General features: G+C 65.3%; 17 protein-coding genes. 8 read left to right on the forward strand and 9 right to left on the reverse strand.

What is annotated here, in order from left to right:
- The first annotated feature begins 44 nt into the window (after positions 1 to 44).
- A complete protein-coding gene (locus K8I61_12675) occupies positions 45 to 683 on the forward strand; it encodes an FHA domain-containing protein (protein ID MBZ0272885.1) in 639 nt (212 codons plus the stop codon).
- 31 nt (positions 684 to 714) lie between these two features.
- A complete protein-coding gene (locus tag K8I61_12680) occupies positions 715 to 1,095 on the forward strand; it encodes an FHA domain-containing protein (GenBank protein ID MBZ0272886.1) in 381 nt (126 codons plus the stop codon).
- Between the two features lie 42 nt (positions 1,096 to 1,137).
- On the opposite strand, the gene K8I61_12685 is transcribed toward K8I61_12680, so the two are convergent.
- From K8I61_12685 to K8I61_12715, 7 genes are read right to left on the reverse strand one after another with little or no spacing between them, the layout of a single operon-like run.
- Positions 1,138 to 2,160, reverse strand: a complete 1,023-nt coding sequence (locus tag K8I61_12685) for a glycosyltransferase family 2 protein (GenBank protein ID MBZ0272887.1) — start codon at positions 2,158 to 2,160, stop codon at positions 1,138 to 1,140.
- Positions 2,157 to 3,272 (reverse strand): glycosyltransferase, encoded by a 1,116-nt coding sequence (locus tag K8I61_12690; GenBank protein ID MBZ0272888.1) that lies wholly within the window; start codon positions 3,270 to 3,272, stop codon positions 2,157 to 2,159. Before K8I61_12690 ends, K8I61_12685 begins: the two co-directional genes overlap by 4 nt.
- A gap of 4 nt (positions 3,273 to 3,276) precedes the next feature.
- Positions 3,277 to 4,386, reverse strand: coding sequence for a DegT/DnrJ/EryC1/StrS family aminotransferase (locus K8I61_12695; GenBank protein ID MBZ0272889.1), 1,110 nt, complete (start codon positions 4,384 to 4,386; stop codon positions 3,277 to 3,279).
- A complete protein-coding gene (locus K8I61_12700) occupies positions 4,383 to 4,739 on the reverse strand; it encodes a hypothetical protein (GenBank protein ID MBZ0272890.1) in 357 nt (118 codons plus the stop codon). Before K8I61_12700 ends, K8I61_12695 begins: the two co-directional genes overlap by 4 nt.
- Positions 4,739 to 5,575 carry a hypothetical protein gene (locus K8I61_12705; protein MBZ0272891.1) on the reverse strand — a complete coding sequence of 279 codons (837 nt, stop codon included), beginning with the start codon at positions 5,573 to 5,575 and terminating at the stop codon, positions 4,739 to 4,741. The genes K8I61_12700 and K8I61_12705 overlap by 1 nt, the downstream gene beginning before the upstream one ends.
- Before the next feature lie 10 nt (positions 5,576 to 5,585).
- Complete coding sequence (locus tag K8I61_12710) at positions 5,586 to 6,884, reverse strand: aminotransferase class III-fold pyridoxal phosphate-dependent enzyme (protein ID MBZ0272892.1); 1,299 nt, start codon at positions 6,882 to 6,884, stop codon at positions 5,586 to 5,588.
- A 9-nt stretch (positions 6,885 to 6,893) separates the two neighbouring features.
- Positions 6,894 to 7,658: a hypothetical protein gene (locus K8I61_12715; protein ID MBZ0272893.1), complete on the reverse strand. Its 765-nt coding sequence runs from the start codon at positions 7,656 to 7,658 to the stop codon at positions 6,894 to 6,896.
- 141 nt (positions 7,659 to 7,799) lie between these two features.
- Between K8I61_12715 and K8I61_12720 the strand changes: the two genes are divergently transcribed.
- Genes K8I61_12720 through K8I61_12730 form a run of 3 tightly spaced genes read left to right on the forward strand, consistent with a single transcriptional unit; the run spans position 7,800 to position 10,223 of the window.
- A complete protein-coding gene (locus K8I61_12720) occupies positions 7,800 to 8,870 on the forward strand; it encodes a Gfo/Idh/MocA family oxidoreductase (protein MBZ0272894.1) in 1,071 nt (356 codons plus the stop codon).
- A 49-nt stretch (positions 8,871 to 8,919) separates the two neighbouring features.
- Positions 8,920 to 9,195 (forward strand): hypothetical protein, encoded by a 276-nt coding sequence (locus K8I61_12725; GenBank protein ID MBZ0272895.1) that lies wholly within the window; start codon positions 8,920 to 8,922, stop codon positions 9,193 to 9,195.
- Positions 9,192 to 10,223: a hypothetical protein gene (locus tag K8I61_12730; protein ID MBZ0272896.1), complete on the forward strand. Its 1,032-nt coding sequence runs from the start codon at positions 9,192 to 9,194 to the stop codon at positions 10,221 to 10,223. Before K8I61_12725 ends, K8I61_12730 begins: the two co-directional genes overlap by 4 nt.
- A 9-nt stretch (positions 10,224 to 10,232) precedes the next feature.
- On the opposite strand, the gene K8I61_12735 is transcribed toward K8I61_12730, so the two are convergent.
- Positions 10,233 to 10,667 (reverse strand): DUF296 domain-containing protein, encoded by a 435-nt coding sequence (locus tag K8I61_12735; GenBank protein ID MBZ0272897.1) that lies wholly within the window; start codon positions 10,665 to 10,667, stop codon positions 10,233 to 10,235.
- 105 nt (positions 10,668 to 10,772) lie between these two features.
- Positions 10,773 to 12,806, reverse strand: a complete 2,034-nt coding sequence (locus tag K8I61_12740) for a DUF2817 domain-containing protein (GenBank protein MBZ0272898.1) — start codon at positions 12,804 to 12,806, stop codon at positions 10,773 to 10,775.
- A 120-nt stretch (positions 12,807 to 12,926) separates the two neighbouring features.
- Between K8I61_12740 and K8I61_12745 the strand changes: the two genes are divergently transcribed.
- The 3 genes from K8I61_12745 to K8I61_12755 are packed head-to-tail and all read left to right on the forward strand — an operon-like array spanning position 12,927 to position 16,413.
- The gene (locus K8I61_12745; GenBank protein ID MBZ0272899.1) at positions 12,927 to 14,192 is read left to right on the forward strand and encodes a glycosyltransferase family 2 protein; all 1,266 of its coding nucleotides are present in this window, start codon (positions 12,927 to 12,929) and stop codon (positions 14,190 to 14,192) included.
- Positions 14,171 to 15,106, forward strand: a complete 936-nt coding sequence (locus K8I61_12750; protein ID MBZ0272900.1) for a glycosyltransferase family 2 protein — start codon at positions 14,171 to 14,173, stop codon at positions 15,104 to 15,106. Before K8I61_12745 ends, K8I61_12750 begins: the two co-directional genes overlap by 22 nt.
- On the forward strand, positions 15,103 to 16,413 hold the full coding sequence (locus K8I61_12755; GenBank protein ID MBZ0272901.1) for an FAD-dependent oxidoreductase: 1,311 nt from the start codon (positions 15,103 to 15,105) through the stop codon (positions 16,411 to 16,413). Before K8I61_12750 ends, K8I61_12755 begins: the two co-directional genes overlap by 4 nt.
- The last annotated feature ends 2 nt before the right edge of the window (positions 16,414 to 16,415 follow it).

Consider the following 16,415-nt stretch of genomic DNA (forward strand, 5'->3'; position numbering starts at 1 on the left):
GTGGTTCGCTATTCATGATCCGAAATGTCGGCGAGCGGCAAACCATGATTCGGCTGGTCATGCGGGACGCGGAGGGCGGCGAGGCGTCGTTCCCCGTCGTGGCGGAGGTGACGATCGGCCGCAGCTCCGAGTGCGAGGTGCGCGTCAATGACGCGGCCGTTTCGCGAAAGCACGCGCGCGTCTCGATCGACATCGAGGCCGGTGGCGGGCTTGTCATCGAAGACCTCGGCAGCCCGAACGGCACCTTTGTGAACGGCGCGCGCATTCAGGGCGCGACGCCGCTGAATCCGGGCGACACCATCCAGGTCGTCGCGCAGAAGATCCGCGTGGTCGAAACAAGTCCGCTCGAGGACTACGCCTCCACGACGCGCATCGACTTCAAGGGCGCCCCCAGGGCCACCGCCCCCGGCGGCGCCGAAAGCGGCCTTTCGTCCGCGCGCGACGCGGGGCTGGCGATCGACGAGAACTCGCTCGTATCCGCCGCGGCCCGCGCCGAGCGCCTGGAGCGCGCGATCCGCAAACAGAACCCTGAAAACAAGTGGAACCACACCATCGCGCCGGGCACGTACCGGAACAACACGCCGATCGCGCCGCGCGCGGGCGGCTCGAATCGTTCGTTCTTGTGGATCGGGCTGGCCGTCGTCGCCGGTATCGCCGTCATCATCTGGCTTCTGGCAAGATGACGGGCGCGCCGCGATCCCCTGGAGTCAGGCGATGAGCGAGAAGGAAACCGACGTCACGATCATCCACCAGACGCCGGAGGGCGGCGCCGTGCCGCGCTCGCGCGCGTTCGATTCGCCCGAGCCGTTCCTCGTCATCATGAACGGCGACGAAAAAGGCAAGAAGATCGTACTTCTCGCGGCTACGACCACGATCGGCCGCGGCAGCCGCAACCACATCCGCCTGAAAGACCCGCTCGTCTCCGGCAGCCACGCCGAAATCCTCCGCGACGGCGCGAATCTCACCATCCGCGATCTCGAATCCACCAACGGCACCCTCGTCGAGGGTGGGCGCGTCACGACCGCGCCGCTGTTCACCGGCGCGCGGATTCAGATCGGCGGAACGCACCTCGAACTCGTTATCCCGGAATCGTAAACGTTTCATTTCACCGCGAAGACGCGAAGGACGCGAAGTCGGTTATTCTTTCGGCCTTTGCGGTAAAAAACTATTCACACGCCCCCAGCCGATCGCAAGCCGCCGTAGATAAAGCAGCGACGGCGTCGCGATGAATGTCGCGACATCTCCGCGCCTCGCGGTGAGGTACAGCGCGCGCGTCGTGGTGCGATCCTCGAAAATTAGATACGCGATACCGGCGGCAAATGGCAGCCAGAACACCGGATGCCAGGCGAACGCGCCGGCGGCGTACAGCGGCAGCGCAGCAATGAGCGCGAAGCGGATCGTGTAGAACAGCTTTTGCCACCCGCCCGACAATCCGCGCCAACGAGCCGCGACCACGCCGGAGTGCAGCGCGCCGCGATACGCGCGTCGCATGTACGCGCGCAGCGTGTCCGGGTCCTTGTGGTAGAGCGTCGATCGCCCGCCGACGACGGTGCGTCCGCCGCGCGCAAGCAAGCGCAGCACGAGATCCACGTCCTGACCGATGCGGCACACCGGGTCGTAGCCGTTCACCGAAAAGAACGCGTCGCGCGTGAAAGCCCAGGCGCCGGTGCCGCGCTTTCCCGCAAGCACGAGATCACCCGCCGCTTCGAGAAGATCATTCTGATGACGCACCAGCACGTTGTCGCGATCGGTCCACACGCGCCGGCCGACGTTCGTCGCGCCGACGACATCGGGCAGATGCAGATGACGCACGATCTTTTCGACGTAGTCCGCGTCGTAGTAGCCGTCGGCCTCGGCGAAAAAGAAGATGTCGCCTTTCGCCGCCCGCGCGCCTTCATTCCGCGCGACGGCCGCGCCGGCGTTTTTCTCCTGCCGCAGATACGTGAGGCCAAGCGCGCACACGACGCGCGCCGTGTCGTCGGTCGAGGCGTCGTCGCTGACGATGATCTCCGTGCGCGGATACGTCTGCGCCTTCAGCGACGCGATCGCGCGTGGCAGCGTCGCGGCGCAGTTGTACGTGGGAATGATGATCGACACGAGGCCGGGATCGGGATTCGGCGGCGTGTCCTCGGGAGGAATATACGGATAGGGCAGCTTCATCGGCTTGCCGCCACGCGCCGGTAGATGTCCTCGAGGCGTTCGATCTGGCGGTCGATGTCCCACGTCTTTTCGACCAGCCGCCGTCCCAGAAGCCCCAGCCTCCGGCGAAGCTCCGCGTCCGCCACCAGCCGCCCAAGCGCGGTTGCGAGCGCGTGCGTATCGCGCTCCGGCACGAGCAGGCCCGTTTGCCCGTCGGTGATGACCTCGGGAATGCCCGCGTGGATGGTCGTGACGATCGGCATCGCGGTCGCCATCGCCTCCTTCAGGACCATGCTGATTTCGTCCTTGCCGCCGAACTGGTCGGTCACGCTCGGCAGGCAGAAAATATCCGCGTTTTCCATCTCGCCGGGCAGGCGATCGAACGGCAGCACTCCAGCGAATTCCACTTGATCGCCAAGCCCAAGCTCCGCGACAAGCGCCTCCAGCCGTCCGCGCAGCGGCCCCTCGCCGATGATCCGAAGCGGCACCGTCTTCCCGCGAACGTTCAGGATACCGACCGCACGAATGAGAAATTCGAGCCCCTTTTTTTCGACAAAGCGCGCCACGGTCAGGATGCGCGGCGGCCGTTCCGGGCGCGCGGTGACGCGAAAATCGCGAAGATTGATGCCGAGGCGATAGATTTCGATTTTTTCCTCCGGACAACCCAGGCGGACAAGGTCACGGCGCATGTCTTCGGATAGCGCAAGGACAAGGTCGGTGCCGGCGAACATGGCCGCATAACGATTTTTCCACTTCGGAACCGACGGCACCTCGAAGACATCATGTCCGTAAATGCTGGTGATGAGCGGAATGCCGAGTTTCCGTTTTGTGGCAAGCGCGTAATAACCCGTTTGCCCGAAGTGCGCGTGCAGCAGCGTGGCCCGGAGGCTTCGCGCCGACCCGGTGTAGAATGGAATCTCACCGAGGATCCCGCGCTGAAGGTCGTTGAGGCGGCGCCGCCAGGAAGGCTCATTGCCCAGCGAATAGACGTTCGCCGTGGGGAAGTTGCTCTCGTTCGCGGTGCGTTCGCAGAGGAAAACCGCCTCCACCGTTTTGTGGCGCGTGTAGATATCGTAGATGAATGTTTCCGTGCGGCGCAGGAACGTATCGCGCAGGTGGGCGACGCGGATCAAACGTTCATCCGAAAAACGAGCGTACGCCCGCGATGACGCGCTCGATCTCGCCGTCGGTCATCTCCGGGAACAGCGGCAGGCTCAGAATCTCGCGCGAAAGCCGCTCGGCAACGGGAAAGGCGCCGTACCGATAGCCAAGCTCCGCGAACGCGGGCTGCCGATGGATCGGAATGGGGTAGTGGACCTGCGTTCCGATCGCGTGCGTACGGAGATGTTCGGCGAGCCGGTCGCGCTCCGGCGTCGCGACAACGTACAGATGGTAAACGCTCGTCGCGCCGTCGGGATCGGCCGGGCGGCGAAGCGGCAGTTCGGCAAACGCCGCATCGTATCGCGCCGCGATCTCACGGCGTTTCGCGTTCCATGCGCCGAGATGGCGAAGTTTGACCGAAAGGATCGCCGCTTGTATTTCGTCGAGCCGGCTGTTGATGCCCGGCACGGCAGCCTCGTAACGCGAGGTCTGTCCGTAGTTACGCAGATAGCGTACGTCGCGCGCCACCACATCGTCCCGTGTCGTCACGGCGCCGGCGTCGCCCGCGGCGCCGAGATTCTTGCTCGGGTAAAAGCTGAACGCGGAAGCGCGGCCGAAGCCGCCGGCCGGTTTATTCGCGATTCGCGCGCCGTGCGCCTGGGCGCAATCCTCCACCACCGTCAGATCGCGAGCGTCCGCAATTGCCATGATGGCCGGCATATCCGCCGGCCGGCCGTAGAGGTGCACCGGCACGATCGCCTCGGTCCGATCCGTCACGGCCGACCCGAGCAACTCCGCGTTCATGTTCCACGAGCGTTCGTCGACATCGACGAAGATCGGGCAGCAGCCCATGTCCGCGATCGCCATCGCCGTGGGGATCGCCGTGTTCGGCACGGTTAAAACGTCCGCGCCGCGGCGCACGCCGCAAGCCTCGAGCGCGAGACGGATCGCGTCGGTGCCGTTTGCGACTCCGATCGCGTGGCGCGCTTCGGCAAATTTGGCGAACGCCGCTTCGAAATGCTCGAGGCGCTCGCCAAGGATGTACCGGCCGCCGGCGAGACACTCGGCGACCGCCGCGTCGATCTCTTCGCGGATCGCGGCATATTGCCGGGCCGCGTCGAAAATCGGGATGATCGGCTCGCTCATCTGTCTTCCGCCCCAGCATCGTCGGCCGACTCGACAAGCGCGACGCCGATCGCGATGCCGCCGTCGTGCGCGATCGACAGTTGAACGACATCCGACGACGGCGCGCCGAGGTGCCGTGCCGTGGGTGCGCCGGATGCGTCGATGGAAATCTCGACGTGGAAGGGGTCCGTGTCGCTTCGTCCGTAAGCCGCAAGCACCGCGCGCCGCGCCGCCGCGCGCCCGGCGAGAAACGCGGCGGAATCCGTGCGCGTCTTCGCGATCCGGCGCTCCGCGTCGCTGATCGACTCCCACGGGGTATCGCCCGGCACATTGGGGATCGGCACGATGCGGATGCCGACACCGCGAATCCGCATTACGATCCGGGCGTGCGGACGCTGACCGCGGATTCCGCGAAGGAAATGACGCTGCGTTTCGGGTAAAGGCCCGAAGGCGGATTGACGCACGGCATGATCCACGACGACGGGCCGAGCAGCGTGCCGGGAGAGGTCACGGCGTTGCAGCCGGTTTCGCATCCGTCGCCGAGGATGGCGCCGAGCTTGCGCCGCCCGGTGTCGTGCCGCTCGCCGTCCGGCGTCCGGACGCGAACGCTGCCCGGCGTGATCTTCAGGTTGGCGAGCTTGGTGCCCGCGCCAAGATTGACGCCGCGTCCGAGGATCGAGTCGCCGAGATACGCGAAATGACCGGCCTTGGCGCCGTTCAACATGATCGAATTCTTGATCTCCGTCGCGTGCCCCACGAGCGCCTCGTCGCCGACCAGGCAATCGCCGCGAAAATACGCGCCCTGGCGAACCTCGGCGCGCGCGCCGATGACGGTCGGCCCCTTGATGAGCGCGCCCGACTCCACCACGGTTCCCGGCCCGATGATGACACGGTCGTCAAAGAGGTACGCGCCCGCCTGGATCACGGCCGCCTCGGGCTTGGGCTCGTCGTCGATGTGTACGGTGACCGAACCCTTTTTCGTCGGCACGAGCGCGATATTTCCCTCGAGTACGACCTCGCCGTTCAGGATGACAAGCGGTTCCTGAACAAGGCCGACAAATCCCTTCAGCGCCCAATCGCCCTCGAACAACGCCGCAAGGTAGCCCGAAAGTCGATCGAGCGCGGTCCACACGGGCGCGTCGCCGTCGAAAAGCGCGCGGTGTTCGAATTCAGCGAGATCGAAAAACGCGGATGCGGAAAACATCGTCATTCCGGCCGCGTCATCCGGCCTGCATCGCCTTGAGCGCCGACTCGCCGTGATTCAGCGTCTCGTCGATATCGGCCTCGGTGTGCACGGCGGACAAGAACCAGTTGTGATGCGGATGCAGATAGCTGCCGCGCCGCGTCGCCTCGGCGCAGAATCGCTGCACCTTATAGAGATCCGCGTCGTCCTCGAGCACGAGATACGGCATCGACGCCGGGCCAGTGAGTTTCATCGGATATCCGTAGCGGTCGCCAAGTTCGGAAAGCCCCTTGCCGAGCCGCTCGCCCATCGCGAACATCGCCGCGATGCCCGCGTCGCGCTCCAGGATTTCCAGCGTCTTCAAGCCGGCGGCCATGCACATCGATCCGTTCCAGTAGCTGCCTGTGAGGAACACGCGGCTCGCCGCCGCCTTGAGCTCCGGTTTGCCAACCGCCGCTGACAGCGGAAAACCGTTGCCGATCGCCTTGCAATACACGGCGATGTCCGGCACGAAACCGAAAAAGTCGTGCGAGCCGTGAATCGACAGCCTCCAGCCCGCGCGCACATCGTCGAGGATCAAAAGCGCGCCGTTCTTGTCGCAAAGCTCGCGCACCTCGCGCCAGAAACCCGGCGCGGGCAGCACGCTCTCGCCGAACGCGGGGTGGTGGTAGGGCGTCATGATGACGGCGGCGATTTGGCCGCCCTGCGTCTTGAAGAGGTCCGCGAGCTGGTCGGCGCGGTTCCAGTCGAAAAACAGCATGTTGCTGCGATCTTCCGGAATGACGCCGCCGTGCCCCGGCGTGCACCACGCGTGCGCGCCGTGATACGTACCGCGAACCATCGCGATCTTCGAGCGATCCGTGTGCTCGCGCGCGACCAGCGTCGCCCATGTCGTCAGGTCGCTTCCGTTTTTTGCGAAGACCGACCACCCAGCAAAGGGCACGAGCGTCGTCAGCCGCTCGGCGAGCTTCAACATGCGCGGGCCCGGGTGGTTGAAGCAGTCGCCTTCTTGCAACGCTTCGATCGCCGCCGCGTTCACTTCGTCGTTCGCGTAACCGATGACCATTGGCCCGTACGCGCACATGTAATCGATGAACGTATTGCCGTCGATGTCCGTGTAACGCGCGCCTTTGCCCCAGGCGGCATAATAAGGAAACGACCCCGGCACCATCAGGGCGGGGCTCTGGTGGCCGTAGATGCCCTGGGGGATGAGCCGGGTCGCCTTGACGAAGGTTTCGATGTTCTTGTCGAAGGTGCGCAGCTTTTCCACCGGCGCCGCGATCGTGGCCGCGGCCCTGGTTTCGATCTCGTCCACGTGGGAGGGTTCGGTCGCCATGATCGTCTCCTAACTCAGATAGACCGGCAGGCGGTCCAGAGCAGCGTTCAACTTGTCCGCGATTGGCACGAAGCCCTTGATTTTGAGACGGCAGGAGCCGACAAGCGCCATTGCGTCGCCCTCGCCGCCGAAGAGCTCGAACGCCGTGTCGTGATCGGCGATCTCCATGATCATGCTCGGATTTTCGACGATGCCCTTTTGCGGGAAGAGCCGTCCACCCTTAATGACCACGTGCGCCGCGGGACCGTTCGGGATGTGGATCAGGCCGATGCCGTCGCGGATCGACGCGGCCGCCAGGCGCGCCTTTTCATCGTGCTCCGCGACGGGCGAAAGCCCGAACGTCACCGTGTTCAGCAAGAGGCCGACATGAAATTCGAAAACCTTACGGTCCTTGAGCATTTCCGGCGTCGGCTTGAGGTAATGCTCCATCCGCTTGGCGAGCTTGTCAAAACCCTTCAGCACTTTCAGGCGCGTCAGCCCGCGCAGCGGGATCGGCATGCTGAAACCGCCCGTTCCGGCGAACGTCCGGTTGAGATGCTCGGCGGACAGGAAATGCAGGTGCACCGTCGGGCGCTTCGTGCGTCCGGCATGCCAGCGCACGCGGCCGTCGCCGATCTCCAGATGCGCCGCGATGCCGCCGGGGCAGGAAAACTGCAAGACCTCGTTCCAGCCCCGGATGATGTCCCGGGCCTCGTCGTCAAACGCGACGACGTCCTCGAGATTCTGGAGCACGGCCGACAAATGCAGCCGCGCGAGCACGTTTTGGTCGATCATGGGATAAGCACCTGAAATGACGGAACTTGGCGAAAGCATAGGTCAGATGAGGGGGCGCTTCAAGCGAGGGCGCGTCGTCTTATTTGCATTCACCGGGGGCGTTGCTATCGTTCGCGCCTTGTTAACACTCGTCGCCGGTCCATGAAAGAAACGCTCGGTATCGGAATCGTCGGCTGCGGCCGCATCGCGGATATGCATGTCCCGGGTTACCGGCGGCGCGCCGATGCGCGCGTCGTTGCGATTTGCGACACGGACGAGGCGCTTCTCGAACGCCGGCGCGTTGAGTGGGACGTGCCGCGCGCGTACACGCGATACGACGAGCTGCTCGCCGATCCCGCGGTGGACGCCGTGGAGATTCTCACGCCGCACGATACGCACGCCGCGCTCGTCGTCGCCGCCGCGCGGGCGAAGAAGCACGTCAGCGTGCAAAAGCCAATGGCGGTCACCGCCAAGCAATGCGACGAGATGGCGCGGGCGTGCCACTATGCCGGGGTGACGCTGCGCGTTTTCGAGAACTTCATTTTCTATCCGCCGTTCGTGCGTCTGAAACAGCTCGTCGAAGCCGGCGAGATCGGCGAGGTGTTGACCGCGCGCGCCAGACTCGGCGCCGCGTCGGGCGGTTGGCGCGTGCCGCTTTCCGCGTGGCTGTGGCGGCTTGATCCCGTGCGCGGCGGCCCTGGCGCGACGATCTACGACGACGGTTATCACAAATTTTCGATGCTGGTGGACCTGTTCGGACCGATCGCGGGCGTGAAGGCAAACGTCGATCGCTCGCTTGCGGTCATCGACGCGCCGGCGGTCATCAACATCACATTCCGCGACTCGCCCGCGCTCGCCACGTTCGACGCCGCCTTTTTACCGAACCTGCGCGTGCGTTCGAAGTATTACGGCGCGGACGAGCGGCTGGAGCTTGTCGGAACGCGGGGGACGATCCGCCTGACGCGCTGCACCGCGCGTCTTTTCGACGAGCCGGCGGTCGTGCTCGAACGCGACGGCCGCACCTACGGTTTCGACGACGTTTCCGACGACTGGCTCGAAAGCTTCATCGGCAGCACGCACGATTTCATCGACGCGCTACGGGCGTTTCGTGCGCCACGCCTGGAGCCGTCGGTGGGTAAGCATCTTGTGCAAGCCGCACTCGCCGCGTACGTCTCGAACGCAACCCGGCAGGTCGTCGATCCCGCCACCGTTACCGGCGAGGAAGCGATTTGAATTGGGAATTGCGAATGGCGAATTGGGAATGCCGCCGAAAGGCTCATCAATGAGTCCGGCGGGTGCGCGTATTCGGGCGTCGATCGCCTATTCCGTCATGCGCGCAGGGCTTGCCTTGCCGGACGCCTTTGTCGGGCGGCTGGTCGGGTTTGCTTCGTTCGTCTTTCGGCTGTTTGGCGGCGACGAACGCGCCTATGAGGCCATGCGTGACGCGCGCAGCGTTTTTCTCACCGATCCGCGCGGCGCGATGTTGGTGCGGCGCATGGTGCGCGATGTCGATCGTCGCCGTCTCGTGATGATCCTTCGCGGGCGGTTTTTGCCGTGAGCGCACGCGACGATATGCGCGTGGCGCTCTGGGGCCTTGGCCGGGCGGCCGAGCGCTGGATCGCCGCCTACAAGACCGCGGGCGTTGCCGTTGTGGGCGCCGGCGATCCCGGCGACGCCTTGGACGAATTCGCGGCGACGCACGGACTGGCGCGCCGATTCGCAAGCGTCGAGGAGATCATCGACGACGAGAGCATCGGTCTTGTGGAAATCGACATCCCGGCGCCGCAGGCGGTGAAGGCCGCGTCGCTCCTGCTCGAGGCCGGTGTGCCGGTCGGTCTGCGTGCGTCGGCGGTGACATCGGAGGCCGATGCGCAGGCGCTCGAGGAGGCGCGCAAGCGCCGTGTGCCGCTGCGACTCCATTCCCCCGTGTTTTATGCGACGCCTGCCGAACGTGCGCGGGACGACCTCGATCGGGATGCAATCGGCGATGTCCAGACGCTCTTCGCGCGGGCGATCGCGACGGCAACCATCGGCGTCGCGTCCGCGTGGGAAGACGTGTTCGACGCCCTGCCGCTCATGCACCTGATCGGCCCCGTGCGTTCGTTGCACGTAACGCATGGGAGAGATGACGCGATGCTTATCGCGTGGGCCTCGAATATCGAGCGCGGCGCCGGGCGGTTCGGATGTTTTGAGGCGATCGTTCGCGCGCGCCCGCCGCTCGACGCGTCCGCGCTCGCCGCTTACGCGACGACGCCGGCGACAGAGGCGGCCATCAATCCGGCCCCGGACATTTCGTTCGAGGTTTCGGGAACGGACGGTTATTTGTTCGGCGCGCATCTCGCGGGAGGCGAGGGCCGCGCGCCGTATTCGCGCTACATTCGCGGTACTCTCGACGCGCCGCTCGGAGATCTGCCGCTTGGGGTGGAGGCGATGTTCGCCGCGAGCGCGGCCGATATCGTGCGCGCCGTCCGCGCGCGCACCGCGCCTCGATTCGGCATCGAATGGGCGCACGAGATCGGGCGGATACGGTCGGCCATCAACGCGTCGCGCGAAAGCGGTCAGGAAGTGTTGATCGAACCGGATTGATCGGCGCGATCACTTCCACAAAAACAGGCCGGTCTTCTCGTCTAACTCGCGCTCAAGCGGCGGGGCGTGGTAGGGGGTGATGACAAACTCCAGCGCGTAAACCGTCGCCGACAGCAAGTGCCCGGCGACGATTTTCGTGCGATCGTTTTCGAGTGCGCCCGCCGTGACGTGGCAGTGCCAGAACGGCTCGCCGTCGCGCCGGGAGAGGTTGCCGTAGAGCATCAGCACCTCGTGCAGGCCCACGCCGTTGAGCGGATCGCGGTAGGTCTTGCGTTCGTGGTCCCATTCGGTGACGGCGACGCGCGTCAGCGCGCCCAACGCGCGAATCTCCGCGGCTTGGAGTTTTCGCTCGCGCGCGACTTGATCGAGCGCGTCGAAAAGGTCCTCGCCGTATTCGATCCGGCCGATGATCGCGGGCTTGGCCGTGGCGTCGTAGAGTTTCATGGAAGTCCTCCGTCAATGCGAATTCGGTGGACGCGATTCGTGCAGACACGGAACCGCCCGCTCCCTTGCGGTCGCGGCTCTGACATGGCGATTATCGTAGTCGCATCAGCATCCGCAGCCGCTGTCGTTATCATCGTCGTCGCCGAAATCATCGTCGTCGTCCGCGATATCGTCATCCGGGTCGTCGTCCGCGCCGGGCTCGAGAACGATGACCGCGACGCTCGAGGATGCGCTACCGCGCGGTCCGGTTGCCGTCAGCGTCGCGACGTATTCGCCGGGCTGGTCGTATATGTGCATCGTGTTTTGTTCGTCGCTTGTCGAGGCGTCACCGAAATCCCATTCAAAGCCGGTAAGACACGCCGCGTCCACGACGATGTGCCCGGTGAACGAAACGGACAGCGGCGCCACGCCGTTACGCGGATCGGCTTCGGCGTGAACGCCGGGCGCCAGGCAATGTTCGGCCAGCACGACCGCGTCGATATCCGCGCCGGGGCTCTCGCCGGCGATGCGATCTCCGTTGTCGCGGATCAGCACGTATCGGAAACCGGACTTGAGAACTGGCGTAAAATTCGACGTCCCCGTGCCGTTTCCGAGCGACGTGAACGGGCTGTCGCGATTGGGCGAGGCGAGGACCTCGTAGTCGTCCGCGCCATCGGATTCGTCCTCGAAGACGGTCAGATCGATCTCGGGCGAAGTGGAGAGGCTCTCACCGAGATCGAGCATCAGCGCGCCGCCGCCGCCGATCGAATACGAACGCCCGTCCGGAAGAAACAGCGCATCGTGCGGCAGCGTCGTGTTGTCGAAATCGGCGAAGGGCCGGTTCATGTCCGTCATCATCACGCGGATCGCCGATCGCTCCGGCTCATGCTCTTGTGCCGGCAACGCAATTTCCAGGTCGTCCACCGGGCCGCTTGCGGTGTCGATCGAGAGCACGCGGCTCGCGTGCCCGTTCGCATGAACGAATACGCGATGTTCGCCCGGCCCGACGACGCGCGCGAACGTGCCGGCCTGGGCGGAGCTGTACGCCGGCCACAGGCCGTCCACCACGAGGACCGCCTCGAGCGGATCGCCTTTTGCGTCCGTGACGCGGCCGCGAATTCCCTCGCCCGAGCTTCGGATCGCGTCGAGCATCGCGGCGATGTTGCGATCGATATAACCGGGGATCTTCGCGGCCGCGGGGTTTTTCGGCACGGAGAGCTCGAGAATCACCGACAGCGCGCCACCGGCCTCGTAGCTTGTTTCCTCCGAGATTCCGTTGACCATGTACCAGTCGTAACCGTTGATGATCGGATAACCCGACAACTCCGAATAGCGATCGGACATGGCGATCAACAACGCCTCGTCGGGCGTGGGTTGCGGCGTCGAATCGAACGGGTAGTTCACGACCTCGGCGCCCGAATGAAGCTGCATCGCGATCGCGGGCGCGGTTTCGATGTAATACGCCGACAGCGCGCGCGTCTCGCTTTCGCTCAAGGCGGTGTCCGAGCCGCCGGCCGGCACGTGGTTGATCGCGAAGTTGCGGTTGAGATCGACGCCGTTTCCGTTGGCGCGACGGTGCGCCGCATGGCCGTCCGGGTTCGCGATCGGGATGACGCGCACATCGAATGCGTCGAGGATCGCATCGGCTTCCGCGCTACCGGACACGAGCTCGCCAACGAGCGCCATCAGCACCTCGGTGCCGATTTTCTCGTCGCCGTGGATCGCGGCATCGAACACGACGCGCGGCCCGTCGCACGGCGCGCGGCAAAGGCGCGCGGCGAAAATATCGCGGCCAGTCTCGGATGAGCCGATCGCGCCGACGCTGACCGAGTCGGGGTGCGTCGCCGCGAGGTCGAAAAGGGCGTCCACCACGTCGTCGTAGCCGTAGTAGCCGGTCGGCGCTTTTGGACTTGCTTTCGATTCGACGGCAAAACCCCACGCGGCAAGCCGGGGAATTTCCGAGGCATCGACCGATAACGTCACGACATCGCCGTGCCGCGAAGCGATATCGAACCCCGCATACGCGAGAAAATCGAGCCTCGCGCGATCCGGCACGCGCACGTCGATTTCCATCGCTTCGGCGCGGGCCGCGCGGGGGATCGCCGCGCAAAGAAAAAACACCGCGATGGCGGCGAATCGTGAAATCGTCTTGCGTCCCATTTCGCAACCATCATACGCACGGCGCGCCTGGTGCGCCACGCCGCGCCTTGCTTGCGGCGCATCGCATTTCGGGCATGATGCCGCCGCATGTCGAGCGCGCGAGTTCTCAGGATCAGCCTCGTGACGACCGTCTTTCTGGCTGTCGCGCTCGGGATCATTGTGTCGCCGGCCGCCGCGCTTATCCTGCCGGCCTTCGTATCGGGCGCGTACCTTTCCGCGGTCACATGGCGGCGCATCACGCTGACGCGCGCCGCGATGCGCCGACGCGAACGCGAGCCGATCCCGGCCGTCGCCCACAAGAATCTGCTGATCCTCATCCCCGCGCGCAACGAACAAGACGCGATCGGCGGCTGCCTGAAAAGCCTGACGCATCTGAACTGGCCGGCGGACAAGCGGCGCGTGATCGTGATCGATCATGCGTCAAACGACGACACCGGCGATATCGCGCGCGTATTTGCCGAAAAGCGGCCGGGGCACGCCGTCGTGCCTTGCGAGGACGGGGGCGGAAAAGGTGCGGCGCTGAACGCCGGGCTCGCCGCCGCGCGCGCGGACGGATTTGAACCGGCCTACATTTATGTATTGGACGCCGACGCGAGAGTGGCGCCGGATGCCGCCGCGTGGCTTTCCCGCGCGATGGACGCGCCCGGCGTTTTTGCGGCACAGGGTTCGATGCATGTCCGCAACGCGGGCGCGAGCCTGGCGGCGACGTACGCATCGATCGAGGCGCTCGTACATCAAGGCATCACGCTATGCGGCGCGTCCCGCCTCGGCCGCGTCGTGTCGCTTCTCGGCAGCAATGATCTTGTTTCGGCCCGGTGGATCGACGGGCACGGCGGCTTTCCGCAAGACACGCGCCTTGAGGACGTGGAGATGACACTCGCGATCCATGACGGCGGCGGGCGCGTGGCGTTCGAACCACGCTCGGTCGCCACGATCGAGGCCGCGCGGCGCGCAACGAGCGCGTTTGGCCAGCACCGTGCGTGGGGGCGGGGATTTCTGGACGCAGCGGCGCGCGCCGATGCGAAGGCCGATGATTTCGCGTCCGGCGAACGGGCCGAGCGACACTCGCTCGCCTTCCGCCTCGACCGCGCGTTGTTTGAACTCGGTTATCTCGATCGCCCCGCGTTGCTGGTGTTCGCCGCCTGCGCCGCGTGGGCGTCCGTCGCATACGAAACGCATGCGCTCTGGATCGCGCTCGTGGCGTATCTTCTCGTTCCGGCGTATCAAATTCTCGCCGCGCTGTGGCGATATCAACGCCCGCTTGCCGACTATCTCAAACTTCCGCTTTTGCCGTTCGCGTTTGCGTTTGACCTGTTGGCGCAGTCCCTCGCCCTCGTCGACTTTTTTCGCGGCGGCAAGGCGGCATGGCGGCGGACCAGGCGATGACCGGCACAAGCTCCGATGCGCGCGATCTTTTCGAGGCCACGTACGCGCTCGTCATCGCGCACAATTCGGGCGAGGCGCTTGTGCGTTGCGCGGAGCGGCTCGCCGCGATTTTTCCCGGGCGCGTCATCGTTTTTGACAACGCGTCGGCGGATGACGCGCCGTCGTGCCTTCCCGATGGCATCCGCCGCTTCAGGAGTCCGATAAACGTCGGCTATTGCGCGGCCGTAAACGAATTGGCGGACCGCGCCTTGAACGCCGGCGCGCGGGCGATCGTCGTCGTCAATCCGGATGCCGCGATCGACGAGGCCTCGGCGCGAAATCTCGTCGCGCCGCTTGCGGGCGCGGGCGTCGCCGCGGTTTACGGCAAGGTCGTGCGCGCGGACGATCCGTCGGTCCTGGAGGGAGCGTGGGGGGAGGCGACCTTCCGCCACCGCGCGGTACGTTTGCGCGGGGAGGGCGCGCGCGACGGACCGCGCTGGAATACGCCGCGCCGCGTCCTTTCCGGTCATGGCGCGGCGTTCGCGGCGCGGGTCGATGCGTTTTTGGCGGCGGGCGGCCTTGCGCCGGAGTTGTTCGCGTATCAGGACGAAGCTGAATTTGGGCTGCGCCTTGCGAAAGCGGGCTACGCCAGCGTTTACGAGCCCCGCGCCGTGATTCGTCACGATCGTCCGAGTGACGCCGCGTACCGCGCGCGAAAGGCGTATTTTGTCGCACGCAACAGCGTATTCATCGTCACGCGGCACGGCGGATTCGCGCAGCGCGCGAAGTTCGCGTTATTCCTATTGGCTGGGGCGTTGCTATACTACCTCCCTCGCGCCATCTTCGCGGATGCCGAGGCCCGCGCTTCGCTTGGTGGCTGGATGGACGGCCTGCGCGGGCGTTTCGGTCCACGGCACGACGGAAGTCCCATTTGACGCATCGATACATCATTCTCGGCGGCGGGCTCGCCGGCCTGACCATGGCCGACGAGCTTCTCGCGAGGGGCAACGAGGCGACGGTCCTTGAGGCGGCGCCCGAGGTGGGCGGCCTTGCGCGCAATATCGAGGTGCGCGGGCATCTGTTCGACATCGGCGGCCATCGCTTCTTTTCCGACAAGCAGGAGATCAACGACTGGTTCCGCGCACTGATGGAAGGCGAAATCGTCGAGGTCATCCGCAAAAGCCGCATCCTCATGAACGGCCGTTTCGCGGATTATCCCCTGCGGCCGGTCAACGCATTTTTCGGCATGGGGCCGATGCAGTCGCTGAAAATCGTTCTCGGCTACCTGAATGTCGTCGGACGAAACGGCGGGCCGCAGGAGAATTTCGAGGATTGGGTCGTCGCCCGGTTCGGACGGCCGCTATACGACATCTATTTCGGCCCGTATACGGAAAAGGCGTGGGGCGTCGATCCGACGCGCATCAGCGCCGAATGGGCCGCGCAGCGCATCCAGCTCGTTTCCCTGACCGAGGCGGTCCGCAAGGCGGTGCTGCCGTCGAAGGATTCGCCGCGCACCTACGTCTCGCGCTTCATGTATCCGCGCCGCGGCATTGGCCGAATCACGCAACGACTGGCCGAACGCGTCCGTTCGCGGGGTGGCGACATCCGCCTGAAACACGCCGTCGAAGCGATCGAAAAGCGCGGATCGCAATACGCGGTTTCCGCGGGCGGCGCGACCTTCGAGGGCGACCGCATTGTCTCCACGATTCCCGTGCCTCTTCTGGCGAACTTTCTTGGTGAGCCGATGGGCGAGGGCGCGCTGGAATACCGCTGCCTGCGTTGCGTCTTCTTGCTCCTGAACCGGCCGCGCGTCACCGACGATACGTGGATCTACGTGCCTGACCGCAACGTGACGTTCGCGCGCATCCACGAGCCGAAGAACTGGTCTCGCGAGATGGTGCCCGGCGACGGCACGAGCCTGTGCCTGGAGGTCTTTTGCACCGAGGGCGACGAGATCTGGAACATGCCCGGCGACGAGTTGCATCGGCTCTGCGTCGACGATCTGGCGCGCCTGAAGTTCATCGATCCCGGCGACGTCGCGCACGCGCACGACATCCGCGTGCGGAATGCGTATCCCGTGTTTCTTGTCGGATACCGGCCGATCCTCGATGACGTTTTGCGTCGCGTCGCGGCGCACGAAGGCGTTTATACCGTGGGGCGCACCGGGTCGTTCACCTACACCAACATGGATCAGGTCGTCGACCAGGCGTTACGTCTGACCGAACGGATCGTCGGCGCGTAGGC

Source organism: bacterium (genome assembly GCA_019912885.1).
Taxonomy (GTDB): Bacteria; Lernaellota; Lernaellaia; order JACKCT01; family JACKCT01; genus JAIOHV01.

Excerpts from the sequence above, each read along its gene's own strand:
- K8I61_12675 (MBZ0272885.1), top strand. The coding sequence starts at position 45 with ATGATTCGGCTGGTCATGCGGGACGCGGAGGGCGGCGAGGCGTCGTTC.
- K8I61_12680 (MBZ0272886.1), top strand. The coding sequence starts at position 715 with ATGAGCGAGAAGGAAACCGACGTCACGATCATCCACCAGACGCCGGAG.
- K8I61_12685 (MBZ0272887.1), bottom strand. The coding sequence starts at position 2,160 with ATGAAGCTGCCCTATCCGTATATTCCTCCCGAGGACACGCCGCCGAAT.
- K8I61_12695 (MBZ0272889.1), bottom strand. The coding sequence starts at position 4,386 with ATGAGCGAGCCGATCATCCCGATTTTCGACGCGGCCCGGCAATATGCC.
- K8I61_12700 (MBZ0272890.1), bottom strand. The coding sequence starts at position 4,739 with ATGCGGATTCGCGGTGTCGGCATCCGCATCGTGCCGATCCCCAATGTG.
- K8I61_12705 (MBZ0272891.1), bottom strand. The coding sequence starts at position 5,575 with ATGACGATGTTTTCCGCATCCGCGTTTTTCGATCTCGCTGAATTCGAA.
- K8I61_12710 (MBZ0272892.1), bottom strand. The coding sequence starts at position 6,884 with ATGGCGACCGAACCCTCCCACGTGGACGAGATCGAAACCAGGGCCGCG.
- K8I61_12715 (MBZ0272893.1), bottom strand. The coding sequence starts at position 7,658 with ATGATCGACCAAAACGTGCTCGCGCGGCTGCATTTGTCGGCCGTGCTC.
- K8I61_12720 (MBZ0272894.1), top strand. The coding sequence starts at position 7,800 with ATGAAAGAAACGCTCGGTATCGGAATCGTCGGCTGCGGCCGCATCGCG.
- K8I61_12725 (MBZ0272895.1), top strand. The coding sequence starts at position 8,920 with ATGAGTCCGGCGGGTGCGCGTATTCGGGCGTCGATCGCCTATTCCGTC.
- K8I61_12735 (MBZ0272897.1), bottom strand. The coding sequence starts at position 10,667 with ATGAAACTCTACGACGCCACGGCCAAGCCCGCGATCATCGGCCGGATC.
- K8I61_12740 (MBZ0272898.1), bottom strand. The coding sequence starts at position 12,806 with ATGGGACGCAAGACGATTTCACGATTCGCCGCCATCGCGGTGTTTTTT.
- K8I61_12750 (MBZ0272900.1), top strand. The coding sequence starts at position 14,171 with ATGGCGGCGGACCAGGCGATGACCGGCACAAGCTCCGATGCGCGCGAT.